The organism is Rhodococcus sp. 320_ES (assembly GCF_059691855.1).
This window is the reverse complement of sequence record NZ_JCAWAG010000002.1, coordinates 488,945-504,559: the sequence shown is the minus strand read 5'-3', so window position 1 is coordinate 504,559 and position 15,615 is coordinate 488,945. Positions and strand designations below refer to the sequence as shown.

The 15,615-nt window shown below is 65.7% G+C and carries 16 protein-coding genes; 4 read left to right on the top strand and 12 right to left on the bottom strand.

All coding sequences use genetic code 11. The features are described 5' to 3' along the window. The first annotated feature begins 18 nt into the window (after window positions 1-18). From AC59JP_RS09065 to AC59JP_RS09050, 4 genes are read left to right on the top strand one after another with little or no spacing between them, the layout of a single operon-like run. Window positions 19-783, top strand: coding sequence for an SDR family NAD(P)-dependent oxidoreductase (locus AC59JP_RS09065; protein WP_497325424.1), 765 nt, complete (start codon window positions 19-21; stop codon window positions 781-783). Beyond that, window positions 783-1,943: an ABC transporter ATP-binding protein gene (locus AC59JP_RS09060; protein WP_497325423.1), complete on the top strand. Its 1,161-nt coding sequence runs from the start codon at window positions 783-785 to the stop codon at window positions 1,941-1,943. Before AC59JP_RS09065 ends, AC59JP_RS09060 begins: the two co-directional genes overlap by 1 nt. A 14-nt stretch (window positions 1,944-1,957) precedes the next feature. Then, on the top strand, window positions 1,958-3,667 hold the full coding sequence (locus tag AC59JP_RS09055; RefSeq protein ID WP_497325740.1) for an ABC transporter permease: 1,710 nt from the start codon (window positions 1,958-1,960) through the stop codon (window positions 3,665-3,667). Continuing rightward, window positions 3,664-4,425, top strand: a complete 762-nt coding sequence (locus tag AC59JP_RS09050; RefSeq protein WP_497325422.1) for an SDR family NAD(P)-dependent oxidoreductase — start codon at window positions 3,664-3,666, stop codon at window positions 4,423-4,425. The genes AC59JP_RS09055 and AC59JP_RS09050 overlap by 4 nt, the downstream gene beginning before the upstream one ends. A 23-nt stretch (window positions 4,426-4,448) precedes the next feature. On the opposite strand, the gene AC59JP_RS09045 is transcribed toward AC59JP_RS09050, so the two are convergent. The 12 genes from AC59JP_RS09045 to AC59JP_RS08990 form a co-directional block, all read right to left on the bottom strand. Further along, window positions 4,449-5,465 carry an MBL fold metallo-hydrolase gene (locus tag AC59JP_RS09045; RefSeq protein WP_497325421.1) on the bottom strand — a complete coding sequence of 339 codons (1,017 nt, stop codon included), beginning with the start codon at window positions 5,463-5,465 and terminating at the stop codon, window positions 4,449-4,451. Continuing rightward, on the bottom strand, window positions 5,462-5,797 hold the full coding sequence (locus tag AC59JP_RS09040) for an EthD domain-containing protein (protein ID WP_497325420.1): 336 nt from the start codon (window positions 5,795-5,797) through the stop codon (window positions 5,462-5,464). The genes AC59JP_RS09045 and AC59JP_RS09040 overlap by 4 nt, the downstream gene beginning before the upstream one ends. Window positions 5,798-5,863: 66 nt before the next feature. Further along, window positions 5,864-6,487, bottom strand: a complete 624-nt coding sequence (locus tag AC59JP_RS09035) for a TetR/AcrR family transcriptional regulator (RefSeq protein ID WP_497325419.1) — start codon at window positions 6,485-6,487, stop codon at window positions 5,864-5,866. Between the two features lie 40 nt (window positions 6,488-6,527). Then, the gene (locus AC59JP_RS09030) at window positions 6,528-8,045 is read right to left on the bottom strand and encodes a class I adenylate-forming enzyme family protein (RefSeq protein WP_497325418.1); all 1,518 of its coding nucleotides are present in this window, start codon (window positions 8,043-8,045) and stop codon (window positions 6,528-6,530) included. Beyond that, window positions 8,042-9,106: an NAD(P)-dependent alcohol dehydrogenase gene (locus AC59JP_RS09025; protein ID WP_497325417.1), complete on the bottom strand. Its 1,065-nt coding sequence runs from the start codon at window positions 9,104-9,106 to the stop codon at window positions 8,042-8,044. The genes AC59JP_RS09030 and AC59JP_RS09025 overlap by 4 nt, the downstream gene beginning before the upstream one ends. Continuing rightward, window positions 9,106-9,894: an SDR family NAD(P)-dependent oxidoreductase gene (locus AC59JP_RS09020; RefSeq protein WP_497325416.1), complete on the bottom strand. Its 789-nt coding sequence runs from the start codon at window positions 9,892-9,894 to the stop codon at window positions 9,106-9,108. Before AC59JP_RS09020 ends, AC59JP_RS09025 begins: the two co-directional genes overlap by 1 nt. 16 nt (window positions 9,895-9,910) lie before the next feature. After that, window positions 9,911-10,681 (bottom strand): SDR family NAD(P)-dependent oxidoreductase, encoded by a 771-nt coding sequence (locus AC59JP_RS09015; protein WP_497325415.1) that lies wholly within the window; start codon window positions 10,679-10,681, stop codon window positions 9,911-9,913. After that, window positions 10,678-11,880, bottom strand: coding sequence for an acyl-CoA dehydrogenase family protein (locus AC59JP_RS09010; protein WP_497325414.1), 1,203 nt, complete (start codon window positions 11,878-11,880; stop codon window positions 10,678-10,680). The genes AC59JP_RS09015 and AC59JP_RS09010 overlap by 4 nt, the downstream gene beginning before the upstream one ends. Window positions 11,881-11,918: 38 nt before the next feature. Continuing rightward, window positions 11,919-12,872: a phosphotransferase family protein gene (locus tag AC59JP_RS09005; RefSeq protein WP_497325413.1), complete on the bottom strand. Its 954-nt coding sequence runs from the start codon at window positions 12,870-12,872 to the stop codon at window positions 11,919-11,921. Further along, window positions 12,869-14,077, bottom strand: a complete 1,209-nt coding sequence (locus AC59JP_RS09000; RefSeq protein ID WP_497325412.1) for an acyl-CoA dehydrogenase family protein — start codon at window positions 14,075-14,077, stop codon at window positions 12,869-12,871. The genes AC59JP_RS09005 and AC59JP_RS09000 overlap by 4 nt, the downstream gene beginning before the upstream one ends. Before the next feature lie 15 nt (window positions 14,078-14,092). Continuing rightward, window positions 14,093-15,244, bottom strand: a complete 1,152-nt coding sequence (locus AC59JP_RS08995) for a thiolase family protein (protein WP_497325411.1) — start codon at window positions 15,242-15,244, stop codon at window positions 14,093-14,095. After that, window positions 15,241-15,609: a Zn-ribbon domain-containing OB-fold protein gene (locus AC59JP_RS08990; protein WP_497325739.1), complete on the bottom strand. Its 369-nt coding sequence runs from the start codon at window positions 15,607-15,609 to the stop codon at window positions 15,241-15,243. Before AC59JP_RS08990 ends, AC59JP_RS08995 begins: the two co-directional genes overlap by 4 nt. Window positions 15,610-15,615: the final 6 nt, after the last annotated feature.

Below are 15,615 nucleotides of genomic sequence, written 5' to 3'. Positions count from 1 at the left end.
CGATCGGGAAGGGTTGACATGTCGGAAACGGCGGTACTGATCACCGGGGCATCCGGAGGAATCGGCGGTGCGTGTGCCGAGACCTTCGCTGCCGCCGGGGCGACGGTCTACCTGACCGACGTCGACGACGAGGCGGGCCGACGTCGAGCCGACGCGCTGGGTCCGGGCGCGCACTACCGCCGGTTGGACGTGACCAGCGAATCCGGTTGGGACGACGTCATATCCGAGATGGCCGGCAACGGCCACGTCCCGAATGTTCTGGTCAACAGTGCCGGTGCGGCCATGAAGGCAACCTTGGCGAACACCTCGCTGGACCAGTTTCGACGGATGTTGGATCTGAATCTGGTGGGCACCTTCCTGGGCCTGAAGGCGGCCGAACGATCGATGAGCGAGGGCGGCGCGATCGTCAACCTCTCGTCGCTGCGGGGCGTGCTGGCAACCGCAGAACTCGGGGCCTACGGGGCGTCGAAGTTCGGCGTCCGAGCGTTGACGAAGGTTGCCGCACTGGAACTTGCGCCTCGCAACATCCGGGTCAACGTCGTCTGCCCCGGCAGTATCGACACCCCGATCACGGACAGCCCGGATTTCGCGGGCGACGACGTGCAGGGCTACATCCAGAGCATCCCGATGCAACGACGGGGTACACCGAACGAGGTTGCGAGTGTGATCAAGTTCCTGTCCGGTCCCGAGAGCAGCTACATGACAGGGTCGGAAGTGATGGTCGACGGCGGTACGGCGGCCGGCGTCCGGACCCCGAAAAGACAAGATGGAGAGAGCAACTGATGAAGTCCGGATTTGCGGTATCGGGTCTGACCAAGACCTACGGATCGAACGTCGTGGTGGACCACCTCGACCTGGACATCGAGCCGGGCGAGTTCCTGGTTCTGCTCGGGCCCAGCGGCTGCGGCAAGACGACGACTTTGCGGTGCCTGGCCGGTCTGGAGACACCGGAGGGTGGGTCCATCTCCTTCCAGGACAACACCGTCTTCGACGCGTCGTCGCGGACCAACGTTCCGGCGCACAAGCGCAACATCGGCATGGTGTTCCAGTCGTACGCACTGTGGCCGCACATGACCGTTCGGGAGAACATCGCGTACCCGATGAAGGTGCGCAAGCTCAAGAAGGCGATGGCCGACGGCGCCGTCGAGGCGGCCGCCGGCATGGTCGACTGCGGCGCACTGCTGGACCGATACCCGTCCCAGCTCAGCGGCGGCCAGCAGCAACGTGTCGCGGTCGCGCGCGGATTGGTCGCACAGCCGGACCTCGTGCTCTTCGACGAGCCGCTCAGCAATCTCGATGCACGCCTGCGTGATCAGGTCAGGTCGCAGATCCATCAGCTTCACCAGAACCTCGGGTTCACCGCTGTGTTCGTGACGCACGATCAAGCCGAGGCGTTCGCGCTCGGCGACCGCCTTGCGATCATGAAGTCCGGAAAGATCGAACAGTACGACGAGCCGGAGGAGGTCTTCGAGAACCCGATCTCGGAGTACGTCGCCGCGTTCATCGGGATGGGCAACCGGCTCGAGCTGCGCCGCGGTCACGACGGGTGGATCACCAGCGGAGACGACGTCGTCGACCTCACCGATGCGGTGGTACGCGAGCGGGCCGACGAGGGCAGCCGCGCCGTGGCCAGATTCCGACCGGACGACGTGTCCCTCCACGACTCCATGGCCGACGTTCCGCCCGGAAACGTTGCGCTGCACGCGGAGTTGGTGACCTACGAATACGGTGGCCGATACTTCGACGTGACCGTGAAAACCGGTGTGGAGCAGCTCATGTTGCGGGCCAACGCCACTCGGCACACCGCAGCACTCCGCGCGAGCAGTCCGGGGGATTCGATGGTGGTGAGCTTCTCGCCGTCGGCTCTGCGCGTGTATGCGGACCAGGCGGTCGACGAGGCGGATGCGCCCCGAGACTTCGCCGCCGTAGCAGGGAAGTCGTGATGGCCACGGCAACGATGCCGGAGACATCGACCCCGGCTGAACCTGCGCCGACTCGGTCCCGATCGATCTCTCCGCAGTGGCGTTCGCGACTCGGATACGCCGTGATCCTCGCTGTGCTGGCGTATCTCGTCGTCCTCCCGATGGTCCGGCTCCAGATGCTCGCCTTCGAGGACGGAGCAGCCGGCTACCGGGCACAGTACGGCCGATTCGACATCGCGAAGACGCTCACCACCACGGCCGCGCTGGCGATCGGCTCCCTGGTGATCGCCATGGTGTTGGGGACGCTTCTCGCGTTCGCGGCCAGCAGACTTCCCGCAAAGTTGGGATGGCTGAGAATCATTCCCATTCTTCCCATCGTCATGCCCGCGGTCGCCAGCGTGGTCGGGTGGGCATTCCTTCTCTCGCCGGGGCCCGGTTATCTGAACGTTCTGCTGCGACTCCTGCCGTGGTGGAGCGGGTCGGACAGCGGACCCATCGACATCTACACGGTTCCGTGGATCATCATCCTCACCGGTTTCGGTCTGACGTCGTTCGTCTACCTCTTCGTCAGCTCGGGTATGCAGAACATCAGCTCCGAGCACCTCGAGGCGGCCCAGATCAGCGGATCGTCGACGGTGGGAATCTTCTTCAAGATCGTCCTTCCCCTGCTGCGCCCCTCGCTGATCTACGGCGGTGGTATCGCCTTGCTTCTCGGCCTGGGGCAGTTCACCGGGCCTCTGCTGCTCGGACAGAACAGTGGCGTCAAGGTGCTCACCACCGAGATGTACAGCCGAGTGACGCAATCGCCGTCCGACTTCGCTGCTGCCGCTGCCGCGGGGTCACCGCTCGTGATCTTCGGTCTGGTGCTGGTTCTCGTCCAGAAGGCGCTGTTGGGCAACCAGACTCGATTCGTCACGCACGGCGGCAAGGCGTTTGCCCCGTCCACCGGCCGAGCCACCTGGGCCACCGTCACCATCATGCTCTTCGCCTTGTTCGCCCTGGTGATTCCGCTGATGGGCCTGGTGATCGTGTCCCTGAGCCCGTACTGGTCGGAATCGCTCTCGTGGAGTCTGTTGACACTCGACAACTTCCGCACGTTGCTGTCCACGGACGCGGTCGTCCAATCGGTCCTGACCAGCGTGTTGACCTCTCTCGGCGCCGTCGTCATCTGCATTCCGTTGGGGTACCTGATGGCCAACCTGCTCGTGCGCGGACGCCGCTTCAAGATTCTGGCGATGTTGGCCGACCTGATGACCGCTCTGCCGCTGGGCATTCCGGCAGTGATCTTCGGTGTCGGCTTCCTGCTGACGTACACCGAGCCGCCCTTCATTCTCTACGGCACACGGACCGTCATCGTGTTGGTCTACATCGTGCTGATGCTGCCCTTCGCGACCAGAATGCAGATGACCGCAATGTTGTCCCTGGGCAACACGTACAACGAGGCCTCCGCGACCAGCGGCGCGTCGCCGTTCGTGACCACACTGCGAATCATGTTGCCGCTCATGCGTCCGACGATCCTCAGTGCGGTCGCGCTGATGTTCATCCTGCTGACCCACGAGTTCGCCGCATCCCTCCTGGTGCGTGCGTCGACGACGCAGGTGATGGGCACGTTGCTGTTCGACATGTGGCAGAACGGCTCGTACCCGCTCGTGGCGGCCATGGCCTTGCTGATGACCGCGGTCACGACGCTCGGCGTGGTCTTCGCGATGATGGTCGGTGGCCGAAACGTGTTGAGCAAGCTGTGACCGCGGTGGATCGGCTCACGAACAGAGTGGTGCTGCTGACCGGCGCGACCGGCGGGATCGGGGTGGAGATCGTGCGCCGCCTGGCGTCGGAAGGCGCGTCGGTCGTGGTCACCGACGTCGGCGCAGATGCATGTCGTGCGCTGGTTGCCGATCAGGATCAGCCGGACCGCCATCTTGCTCTGGCGCTGGACATCACGGACGAAGCCGACTGGCAAGGTGCGGTGTCGGCGGTCCGAGATCGATTCGGGCGTTTGGACGCCCTCGTGAACAACGGTGCGATCGGAAGCCTCGCCACGGTGGTGGACGAGGATCTCGCTCGGTACAACCGGGTGATCGAAGTGAGTCAGACGGGTACGTGGTTGGGGATGAAGTACGCCGGCGCGTACATCGAAGAGAGCGGCGGCGGGTCCATCGTCAACGTCTGCTCCATTCTCGGATCGGTGGGCGGGTTGGGCAACAGTTTCGCGTATGCGGCGGCGAAGGGCGCGGTGCGCACCATGACCAAGAATGCCGCATTGCACTGGGCCACAGCCGGAGTGCGTGTGAACTCCGTGCATCCGGGGTTCATCGAGACCCCGCAGTTGTTGGAGCGCTACGGCGGCACTGAGAGGCACCGTGCGATGCTCGCTCACACGCCCATGGGCAGGTTGGGTTCCGCAGCCGACGTCGCTGCCGCGGTGGCCTTTCTGGCCGGCGGCGACTCGACGTTCGTGACCGGGTCAGAACTCTACGTCGACGGTGGGTGGACCTGCGACTGATCGACGGGACGAGGTGAGCATCGTCAGCGCCCGCTGAAGATGTCCACCTCGTCGTCCGTTCGTACGGTGATGGTTCCGCGGTGCGCGAGGACGTCGAGGTGGGCCAGTGTCTCGCAGGTGGCCACCATCTTGTTGAAGTCGTCGAGGTCGGTGAACGGGCGCTCGCGGCGGGTCCAGGTGAGAGCCGACGCAACATCGCGACCGCTGCACGGACCCAGAGCCGCGACCGCATCGAGCGTGTGGGCCAATCGATTGTCGTGGTGTGCCAACAGTTCTCGGCACCGACCGTGGACGCTCCCGCCGGGATCACCGTGCGACGGCATCATCGATCGATCGGCGTCGTCGAGCATGAGAGTAAGTGACGACAGGTAGCGCGCCAGCGGAAGGTCCCATTCGCCGAGTTCGAAGCCGATCGACGGCGTGATGGTGGGCAGAACGTGATCACCGGTGAAGCTGATGCCGAGATCCCCGTCGTGAAAGACCATGTGCCCCTTGGTGTGCCCGGGGGTATGGGTGGCGACGAGGTTTCTGCCGGGAACGGTGACGGGACCATCGGTCAGCCACGCGTCCGGGGCGTCCCAGTCCGAGGGTTCGAACGGCTCGGCCATCGCTGCGCTGTAGGCGGCGGCGCCGATGTCCGGCGCGCCGGCGCGGCGCAGCTGAAGTATCGAGCTCTCGGGGACGTTGCTGTTCAGCTCGGCGATAGCGTCGATGCCGGGCTGCTCGGCGCGTCCGAGATGAACTCGCGAGCCGTACCGTCGACGGAGCTCCACCGCGAACGTGTAGTGGTCGCGATGAACGTGCGTGACGTAGATGTCGTGGATCTCCGACGGGCGACGACCGATGTGGGACAACGCAGTGTCGAGTTCCTCGTGGGTGGACTCGCGGCGCCAACCGCCGTCGATCAGGGCCAGGCCGACGTCGGTTTCGAGCACGTACACGTTGATGGCGCGCAGCCCGTCCTGTGGCATCTGCAACGGAATGCGGTGGACACCGTCGGCGACCGGGAAGCAGCCGGACTCGGCCCACGATGCCGTCATCGGGCTGCAGAGGCGAGCGGCACCATCGTCTTCTCGTCTCCGTACCACATCATGCGACGGCCACCCATGGAGCCGACGTGTTCGACGGCGGCCTTCCACTCGGGACTGGCGAGAGCGTTCTCGAGTGCCTCACGGGACTCGAAACTGAGCACCGAAAGACCGTCCCAGCCCTCGGACTTGCTTCCGAACGACTCCAGCAGTTCGGTGTGCTGCCATCGAAGCAAGCCCGGAAGGGGATAGGTGACGTCGGCGTGCTCACCTCGCCACCACGTGATGAATTGCTCGTGAGTCCAGTCGGTGGGTCGTGATGCGACGAGTACGAGGTTGTACATATCTTTCTCCTAAGTGAATTCTGTTCAGTTCAAGCGATCGATCGAGACCGCGATCTTCGTCGCGGCCTACTTCAGTACGACTCGCATCGCGGCCTCGGTGACCTGTTTCGTGATGGCGCCGATCGTCAGCTTTCCCTCGGGCCGGTACCAGCGCCACACGCTGATCACCAGGGCGAGAACGAGTCGGGCCAGCATCTTGGGATCGGACTTGACGAAGACGCGAGCTTTGACACCGCGCTCGACCAGCGCCGTCCACTGCACCTCGATCTGTTGTACGAGGTCTCGGCACTCGAGGCGCTCGGCCTCCTCCTTGGCCGATTGTCTCTCGGTGGCAAGAAGATCCATGTGGTTCTGCAGGATCCTGCGCTGCAGAGCGTCGGTCGGACTCGCGTCGAGCGATGCGGTGATGGCCGCGCGCAGCGCCTTTTCCGGATCACCCTCGTCCGCCGTGGCAGCGACGAAGCGGTCGAGAGAATCGGCGAGCTCGAGGCGCATGATGGTCAGCAGGCAGTGCGCTTTGGACTCGAAGTAGTGATAGAGAGCGGTCTGGCCGATTCCCACTTCGTCGGCGATGGACGCCCACTTGGTGTGCTCGTATCCGACCTTGCCGAACTGGTCGATGGCCGTGGAGAGAATGAGTGCGCGCTTGGAGCGGGCACTCTCTCGTCGAACGCCGGTTCCTACGGTCATCACATTTCCCCACTGTCGGGCCAACCCTGCGAATTCGAGCTTACATTTGTCGAGGTGAATTCGAGTCGACTGACTCCGCGAGCTGGACGGCGAGTGCCACTGCGTCCGGTCGGGACAATTTTCCGACCCTGTTCTGCGGAAGATCCTCCACGGTGAACAGGAACTCGGGCCATTTGAACTTGGGAAAGTCCGCCCGAGCGAGCTGGGACGTGATGTCGTCCAGGGTCAGCGTCGCCCCGTCCGTCACCACCAGGGCCGCAGCGCGTTCGCCGAGCAGGTCGTCGGGCACGGGGACCACACAGACCTGGACGACGTTGTCCAGTGCCGCCAACATCGACTCCACCTCGTTGATGTCGATGTTGCGACCCCCGCGAATGATGATCTGCTTCTGACGTCCGGACACGCGGATCGAACCATCGGACGCGACCTCCACGAGATCGCCGGTCGGGAGGAAGCCGTCCGGCGTCAGCTCGGCAGGCACGGGAACCCCACCACGTGCGTATCCGACGAACAGGGACGGTCCTCTCACCTGCGCCTCGCCGATCTCGCCGGCCGGTAGAACGTCGCCGAACGCATCCACCGCGCGCACGACCGTTCCCGGAAACGGTCGGCCGTCGCGTCCCAGTCTGAGCGAGGGCGGATCGTCGAGGCTCGGCGTTGTGTGGCCGAGACATTCGGACATGCCGAACACGCGCAGGAAGGTGGTCCCCAGCAGGCGCTCGGCCTGCCCCAGGGCACGCTCGTTCATCGGCCCACCGCCGACGGTCATCGCGCGCATGCGGGCGAGCTTGCCCTCCGCGCCCGGGACGACCGAGAGCTGCAATGCCATCGTCGGCACGAGCATCGTCCACGCGATGCCGTGCTCGGAGGCGACGTCCAGTGCGTCGGCGGGTGACCACCGGCCGATCGAGACCATGCGGCCGCCGAGGTAGGCGGGCAGGTACATGCCGAAACAGAACGCTGCCACCGACGACAGCGGTACGAACGCACCGATCGCGTCGCCCTGCGCGAGTCCGACCGCATCGATGGTGCTTCGGCAGGCGTAGCGGATCGACTCCTCGGACTGCACGACGCATTTGGGCCGGCCGGTGGACCCCGACGTCATGGCGATCGCGGATCCGCCGCGCCACCGGTCCACAGGGCCGAAGCCGGTGCCCGTGTCGTGGACGAGGAGACCGTCGGTGCCGGTCACCGAGCGGGTGAAACCGCTCGTTCCGACGGCCCAGTGGGTCAGCGTGCCCGGGTCGCCGATGACGAGATCCGGTGCGATGTCCTCCACGGCCAGCGCGAATTCGGCCTCGGACGCGTGCGGACTCAGAACGGCGACGACTCCGCCCCGAAGTCCGACCGCGACGGCCGACACGACTGTGCGCCAGGTGTTGTCGGCCTGGATGATCGCCGTGGGTTGCGCTTCGTCCAGTGCGGCGATGGCCGCCGCGAGTGTCCGAGCGGCCGCCACGACGGCGCCGAGTGTGTGGCTGCCGGTCTCGTCGACGACGGCGACGGCGTCCGGCGTCACTGCGGCTCGGGCGGTCATCTCCTGTGCGAGCGTCTTCACTGGGAGGTCTCTCTCTTCGAAGGTGTCAGTACGGCTCGGCCGGTGATCGAGCCCGACCGCAGACGGTCGTACGCGTCGAACACCTCGTCGAGCGGGAATGCGGTGACTTCCGCGTGCAGTACCCCCGTCTGTGCCAGCGCCACAACGTGTTCGAGGTCGTCGCGCGTACCCCAGAAGGGAGCGCCGACGCTCCACCCGGAGGCCATGCCGACGTCCTTTCCGACCGTGGCCCGCCCGCCGGCTGTGCCGACCACGACCAGTCGGCCGCCCGGCGCCAGCAGGCCAGCACCGGGTTCCACAGTGTCGGGTGCGCCCGCGAAGTCGAGTACGAGATCGGCGCCGCCGAGGGCGGAGACGGCGATGACCGCGGAGTCCACCGTGCCGTGAAACTCGGACGCACCCGATTGCAGTGCGAGCGACCTGGTTTCGGGTCGGGCGTCGACGGCGATCAGCCGCGTCACACCGAAGCTGCGAAGAATTTGCAGCGCCAGATGTCCGAGGCCACCTATGCCGATCACCAGCACGACCGATTCGTCGTCGACGAGGTCGGCGTTCGTTCGAATCGCGTGATAGGCAGTGGTGGCCGCGTCGGCCAACGGCGCAGCCTGGTGTGGATCGAGGCCTTCGGTGCGGACGAGGACGGCGTCGGACGGCACGATCATGAACTCTGCCAACCCGCCCGGCCGGCCGAGCCCGTTGCCTATCGACGCCAGTCGGCCGTGGCTGCGGGGACTCAGGGTCAGACAGTAGTTCTGTCGTCCGCGTCGGCAGTTTCGGCAGGTGCCACACGACCAAATACCATGAACCACAACGGCGTCGCCGATCCATGCGGGATCGGCGTCCGGACCGACACCGACGACGGTCCCCGCTACCTCGTGGCCGAGAGTGAGGGGAAGCGGATAATCGAACACGCCGGCAGGGGAATCCATGACGTGAAGGTCCGAGCGGCACAGGCCTGCGGCGTCGACACGCAAAAGGAGTTCTGTGCCCGCCGGTACCGGTTCGGGCAGGTCGCGCAGCTGTGGACGCTCACCCCACTCGACCAGCTGCACCGCCTTCATCAGCGGGCCGTCCATCCGCCGTCGACAACGAGGGTCTGTCCGGTCATGTAGGACGATGCGTCGGAAGCGAGAAACGTTACCGCTCCGTTGATTTCGCCCTCACGACCGCCGCGACCCAACATCGTGTTGCGCCGCACCCAGTTCGCCGACTTGTCGTTGGAGAACAGTCCGTCGGTCATCTCCGTGTCGAACCAACCGGGCACGACCGCGTTGACACGGATACCGCGGCGTCCCCACTGGCCCGCGAGTTCACGCGTGAGACCGAGTGTGCCGGCCTTGGATGCCGCGTAACTGGCGCCGCCGATCGGCGCTGTGGACACCAGCCCGATCACGGACGAGATGTTGATGATCGACGCTTTCGCCTCGTCGGGAAGGGTTCCGACGAGGTAGGTGGCCAGGTGGAACCCGGCCACCAGGTTGACCCGGAGGATCGCATCGAATCCGTCGATGGTTTCGTCCTCGGAGTTGGGGGGTCCCGGCATGCCGGCGTTGTTCACCAGGACGTCGATCCGGCCGGCTTCGTCGCGAGCTCGGTCGACGAGCCTGCGCCGGTCGGCGTCGACGGTGATGTCGCACTGGACGGGCACGATGCCGGGAACGTCGGCGGCGACTGCGTCGAGCCGGTCGAGCCGGCGGGCCGCGGCGAACACGGTCGCTCCGGCACCGGCCAGCGTCCGTGCGAACCCCAGCCCGAGCCCCGACGACGCGCCGGTCACGATGGCGACGCGCCCGTCGAGTCCGAACATGTCGCCGAGCACCTGCCGGCTTCCGATGATGTTGTCCGTCATGATGTCTCGCTCGCGATCAGTAGACAGCTGTTCGGCCACCGTCCACCGGGATGATGGCCCCGGTGGTGTAGCTCGACGCATCCGAGGCCAAGTGGGTGACGAGTCCGGCAATCTCTTCCGGCCGCCCCAGTCGACCCGAGGGCAACCTGTCGACGATCTTGCCGACGAACTCGTCGTCCCAGTTCTCGGCCATGTCGGTGGCGAACCCGCCGGGCATGATGCAGTTGACCCGCACGGTGGGAGCGTACTCCTGGGCGAACGCCCGAGTGAGTGCGTTCAAGCCGTTCTTGGCCGCGGCGTACATCGCCTCGGGCGGGCTGGGACGTTCGGCTCCGATGCTGGAGATGTTGATGATCGATCCGCCTCCCGCCGTGGCCATGCGGTCGCCGGCGACGGCCATCAGACGGAACGGGCCCTTCAGATTGACCTCGATCGTCTTGTCCCACAGCGCCTCGGTGACCGAGAGCAGGTTGTCGGCGAGCGGTGCGATACCGGCGTTGTTCACGACGATGTCCAGGCTGCCGAACTTCGAGACGATGGCATCGACGGCAGGCTCGATCGTGTCCCACTTACCGACGTGCAACGCGAACGGATGCACCGAGCCCGATCCGCCGCCGCCCGGTGCCTCGCCCAGTGCCTCGGCCGCTGCCGTGCACGCGTCGAGCTTTCGGCTCGACAGCACGACGGTGGCCCCCGCGTCGCGCAGGCCCCGTGCGATGGCCAGGCCCAGTCCGCGGCTGGCCCCGGTGACGAGGGCGACCTTGCCCGTCAACAGTTCTGCGGTCATGAGTGCTTCTTCAATTCCAGTCGGGCGATGGTCCGAAGATGAACCTCGCTGGGGCCGTCGGCGATCTGCAGTGCGCGAGTGATGGCATAGAGACGAGCGAGAACGGTATCGTTGCTCACGCCGGCCGCGCCGTGGGTCTGTACGGCCCGATCGACGACGTTGTGCGCTACCTCCATCGCGGCAACCTTGATCGCAGCGACTTCCGAGCGAGCTGCGGCATTACCGGCGGTGTCCATGAGCCACGACGACTTCAACACGAGCAGCCTGATCTGGTCGATCTCGATGCGGCTGCGGGCAATCCATTCACGCACGACGCCTCGATCGGCCAACGGGCTGCCGAAGGCATTTCGCAGCAGAGAACGTTTGCACATCATGTCCAGGGCACGCTCGGCCATTCCGATCGCACGCATCGCGTAGTGCATTCGGCCGGGTCCGAGTCGACCCTGGGCGATGGCGAATCCGTCGCCCTCCTCGCCGAGCATGTTGGACGCGGGTACGCGGACGTCGGTGAACTGAACCTCGCCGTGGCCGAGCCGATCCTGGAACCCGAACATCGGAAGATCGCGCAGCACTTCGACACCCGGTGCATCCGCGGGAACGAGAATCATGCTCTGCTGGCGGTAGGTCGGTCCGTCGGGATCGGACTTGCCCATGAAGATCATGAGCTTGCAGTCCGGATCGAGAACCCCCGAGGTGTACCACTTGCGACCGTTGAGCACGTACTCGTCGCCGTCACGAAGAATGGTGGACGTGATGTTGGTGGCGTCGGAGCTGGCCACGTCCGGCTCGGTCATGGCGAAAGCGGATCGAATGCTGCAGTCCAGCAACGGTTTCAGCCACTGGCTCTTCTGCGCCTCGGTGCCGAACATGGCCAGAATCTCCATGTTGCCCGTGTCGGGAGCCGAGCAGTTGATCGCTTCGTTGCCGATCATCGATCGGCCGACGATCTCGGCCAGCGGGGCGTACTCGAGATTGGTCAGGCCGGCGCCGAGGCCGTCGTGCGTCATGAACAGATTCCACAGGCCGAGCTCGCGGGCGCGGGCCTGCAGATCGCGCATGATCTGCGGCTGTTCGTGCGGGTTGTCGTTCGCCGCGATCTGCTCGTCGTAGACCTTCTCGGCGGGATAGACGTGGTCGGTCATGAACGCTTCGAGTGCCTTGGCGAGCTCTTCGGTGCGCGCGGAATAGGAGAAGTCCATGTTCCTTCGCTCCTGTCGGGTAGTGGTGACGAGTGATGTCAGGTCGTGAGGAGCGCTGTGCCCGTGTCGATCAGCCGCGCGATGGTGGCCGGCAACTTCTCCTGGTCCGGATCGTGGTGTCGCCCTTCGCGATGGCGGCGCAGGTTGTGGCCCATGATGGCGGCCATCTTGAGCCGGCCCAGAGCGTCGAACCACGTCAGGTCGGGCAGAGCAGGACCGGTGCGGGAGTACAGGGCCACAAGTTCCTCGGAACTGGGAAGGCCGGGTACCTCACGGCCCACGCCGGGAAAGTTGGTGCCGTCTGCGAACACCAGGAACCATCCCAGTTCCACGCGGGGGTCGCCGGCACTCCAGATCTCCCAGTCGATGAGTGCGACCGGTTCGACGCCGTCGGCGATGATGTTGCCGAGCCGGTAGTCGCCGTGCACGAGCGTCGGTTCGATTGCGTCCGGGACGTCGGCCTCGAGAAGTTTCAGCAAGCGATCTCCGCCGACCACCAGTTCCGACGGGACGGCCCCGAGAGTTCGTGCCCAGCGATCGAGTTCGTCTTTCGGGCCGAGGGGTTCGCCGATGCCGGGGATGGAATCGAGAGGCACGCGATGCAGGCGTGGAAGCACCTCTGCCGCGCGCCGCATCCGGGCCGCCGCGAGGGTGGGTTCGACGGCGGGATCGTCGAGAACCGGCTCCAGTGAGTCGCCTCGCACCAGCTCCATGGCGAACCATGCGGGCTCGCGTTCGTCGACGGCGACGATACGGGGGACCGGTACGTCGGTCTCCGACAGAGCGGTCAGGATGCTTGCCTGGCGCAGCATGTCGTGTCGGCCGACCGCGCGCTGGCCCTCGGGTACTGCCTTGATCACCACGTCCCCGCCGGTGGCCTCGGCGCGAAAGGTCAGACCCGAGTGTCCGCCCGGTAGCGTCGCGAAACTCGTGACCGTGGAATCGCATTCGGCCAGTAGCTTCTCGGCGACGCGGTCGCGCAACTCGTTCATGGTCGTGGCTCCCGCGGTAGGCCGAGTACTCGTTCGGCGATGATGTTGTGTTGAATCTCGTCGGTGCCGCCGGCGATCTTGTATCCCGGTGCACCGAGGATGTGTTCGGTCCAGGCGTAGGTTCCCCATCTTCCCGAGTCCACGGTCAGTTCTCGGCCGAGCAGGAGACGAACCACAGTCGACGTCGCGGACATGGTGCCGGTGGCGAGCAGTTTTCCGAGCGACGCCTCGGGTCCGGGGTCGTTGCCGGCGATGACCGCGCCGGCGACACGCATGTTGCTGATGCGCTGAACGTAGCTGCGTGTCACCATGTCGGCGACGGCGTCGCGCTCGAGTTCGGTCAACGGCCGACCGAGATTCTGCGCCAACGCAACTGCTCGATCGGCGTTGGCGAGACCGAGATTTCCGCCGTCGAGACGTTCGGCAGCGAGGACGGTGAGTGCGACCTGCCAGCCCTTGCCGACGGGTCCGAGCCGATACGCGTCGTCTAGTTCGACGTTGTCGAGGTACACCTCGTTGAACGAACTACCGCCGGTCATCTGCCGAATGGGCCGAATTGTCACCCCCGGCGCCGTCATGGGCACCAGGAACATGGTCAGGCCCGCGTGCTTCGCGACACCGGTGTCCGTGCGACACAAAGCAACGCCGTAGTCGGCGACCCGAGCGCCGGACGTCCAGACCTTGTGACCGTTGATCGCCCATCCACCGTCGGATGCCTGGACAGCCGACGTCCGCACGGACGCCAGGTCCGATCCGGCCTCGGTTTCGGAGAACAGTTGGCAGACGATCAGATCGGTGCGCAGCATCGCGCGGATGTACTTGTTCCGCTGCTCCGGTGTTCCCCACTGGGCGATGGTCGGCGCCACCAATTGCTGCGTCACCGAGAACATTTCGGTGCGCTTGGGGACGTCGAACTCGTCCTCCGCGCGGCGAAACGCCAGAACGTAGGACAGGGGTAGATCGCGTCCACCGAACTCGGGGGACCAGTTGAGCGGTCCCCACCCGGCGTCGAACTTGGTTCGTTCGTACTCCGAGATCTGGTCGGTGTGCGCCCGTTCCTCCTCGGCGGTCCAGTTCTCGAACACCGCGACGGAGTCCGAACCGCTGCCCCACACGGATTCGGTGCGACGCCTGGCGACACTGTCGAGCCAGGCGACCGCGTCGGCGGTGAAGGACGCGAGGTCGGGGATTGTCTGCTGGCTCATTGGATTACCTCGGTCTCATACGGTCAGTACGGTGCAGGCGCTGATGCCGGGCGCGCCGTACACGTGGGTGAATCCGACGCGCGGACTGCCGGCGACTTGGCGGTCACCCGCTTCGCCGCGAAGCTGAGTGACGATTTCGTGGACCTGCCGCAGTCCCGACGCTCCGATGGGTTCGCCGTTGGCGATGCATCCACCGTCCGTGTTGATCGGCAGGCGACCGCCGATCTCGGTGTCGCCGTTCGCGATCATCTTCTCCTGCTCGCCGGGTTCGCAGAATCCGCATTCGGCCATGTGCATGATCTCGGCGCCGCTCTCGGTGTCCTGCAGCTGTGCCACGTCGACGTCGGCCGGAGTGATGCCCGCTTGCTCGAAGGCCGCCCGTGCCGCGTCGGCGGAGACGCTGGTCGGTTCGCCGCCGCCCTGGATGGACGGGCTGAAGACCTCGAACGAGCCGAAGCGCCTGGTGCGGTGCGTGATTGCCCGCAGCTGCACCGATCGTCCGCCGAGTCTGCTTGTCGTTTCCTCGTTCGCGACGATCACGGCGGCGGCGCCTTCACCGGGGGAGCAGAACATGTAGCGGGTCAGTGGATCGTTGACCATGTCGGCCGACGCGATGGTGGCGGCGTCCATTGCCTCCCTTCGCCAGGCGTTGGGGTTGAGAACACCGTTGCGGTAGGCCTTTTCGGCCACTCGCGCGAGCGTGTCCGACGTGATGCCGTGCTCACGCATGTAGCGGGAGATCTTGGCGCCGAAGAACTGTGTGGTCACCATCAACCCGGTTTCGCCGTACCCGTCCGGCAGTCCCCATTCGGCAGGCCGCGGGTCGAAGGCACCGCGGGGGTGCTTGTCGAATCCGACTGCGAGAGCGACGTTCGCCGAGCCCGACCGCACAGCGTTGACGGCGGAGAACAGCGCGCTGCCACCGGTAGCGCAGCCGTTCTTGACGTTCGTGAACGGAATGCCGGTGAAACCCAGTTCGGCCACCAGAGTGTCGGCCAGACCGGAACCGTCGCTCCCGCCGAACGCGACCTGCACGTCGGGCCACGCGAGTCCGGCGTCGGCCAGTGCGGTGTGAATGGCGGTGACGGCCATCTGCCGACCGCTGACTCCGGGCTGTCGGCCGAACTTGGAAAGCCCGGCCCCGATGATGGACACGGGTTGGCTCACGCCGACACTTCCTTCGATTCGAATGTTCCCACTGCGAACCGGGGCACCGGTGTGGCGGCGACCAAGCTCACCGGTGCCCCGTCCAGTTCGTCGAAATTGTCGCAGTCGATCAGGGCTTCGATCTTGATGCCCTCGGGGAGTTCCACATAGCCGACGGCGAACGGTCGAAACCCCTCCGCCGGCGGGACATACGGCGGCGACTTCGGCGCGAAACGCTGAATCGTGTACGCCCACAACGTGCCCTGTGTGCTGAGGTGACGGGCGACGCCCGTCGGGGTTGCGCACCTGCTGCACATCGAGCTCGCGGGGAACGCAACTGTGTGGCACACGGTGCATTCGCTACCTTCGAGCGCGATTCCGGACATGTCGAC

Bases quoted from the DNA above. Each gene is read 5' to 3' on its own strand.
- AC59JP_RS09065 (WP_497325424.1), top strand. From the start codon at position 19: ATGTCGGAAACGGCGGTACTGATCACCGGGGCATCCGGAGGAATCGGC.
- AC59JP_RS09055 (WP_497325740.1), top strand. From the start codon at position 1,958: ATGCCGGAGACATCGACCCCGGCTGAACCTGCGCCGACTCGGTCCCGA.
- AC59JP_RS09010 (WP_497325414.1), bottom strand. From the start codon at position 11,880: ATGGACTTCTCCTATTCCGCGCGCACCGAAGAGCTCGCCAAGGCACTC.
- AC59JP_RS09035 (WP_497325419.1), bottom strand. From the start codon at position 6,487: ATGACCGTAGGAACCGGCGTTCGACGAGAGAGTGCCCGCTCCAAGCGC.
- AC59JP_RS09045 (WP_497325421.1), bottom strand. From the start codon at position 5,465: ATGACGGCATCGTGGGCCGAGTCCGGCTGCTTCCCGGTCGCCGACGGT.
- AC59JP_RS09040 (WP_497325420.1), bottom strand. From the start codon at position 5,797: ATGTACAACCTCGTACTCGTCGCATCACGACCCACCGACTGGACTCAC.
- AC59JP_RS09060 (WP_497325423.1), top strand. From the start codon at position 783: ATGAAGTCCGGATTTGCGGTATCGGGTCTGACCAAGACCTACGGATCG.
- AC59JP_RS09005 (WP_497325413.1), bottom strand. From the start codon at position 12,872: ATGAACGAGTTGCGCGACCGCGTCGCCGAGAAGCTACTGGCCGAATGC.
- AC59JP_RS09000 (WP_497325412.1), bottom strand. From the start codon at position 14,077: ATGAGCCAGCAGACAATCCCCGACCTCGCGTCCTTCACCGCCGACGCG.
- AC59JP_RS09020 (WP_497325416.1), bottom strand. From the start codon at position 9,894: ATGACGGACAACATCATCGGAAGCCGGCAGGTGCTCGGCGACATGTTC.
- AC59JP_RS09015 (WP_497325415.1), bottom strand. From the start codon at position 10,681: ATGACCGCAGAACTGTTGACGGGCAAGGTCGCCCTCGTCACCGGGGCC.
- AC59JP_RS08990 (WP_497325739.1), bottom strand. From the start codon at position 15,609: ATGTCCGGAATCGCGCTCGAAGGTAGCGAATGCACCGTGTGCCACACA.
- AC59JP_RS09025 (WP_497325417.1), bottom strand. From the start codon at position 9,106: ATGAAGGCGGTGCAGCTGGTCGAGTGGGGTGAGCGTCCACAGCTGCGC.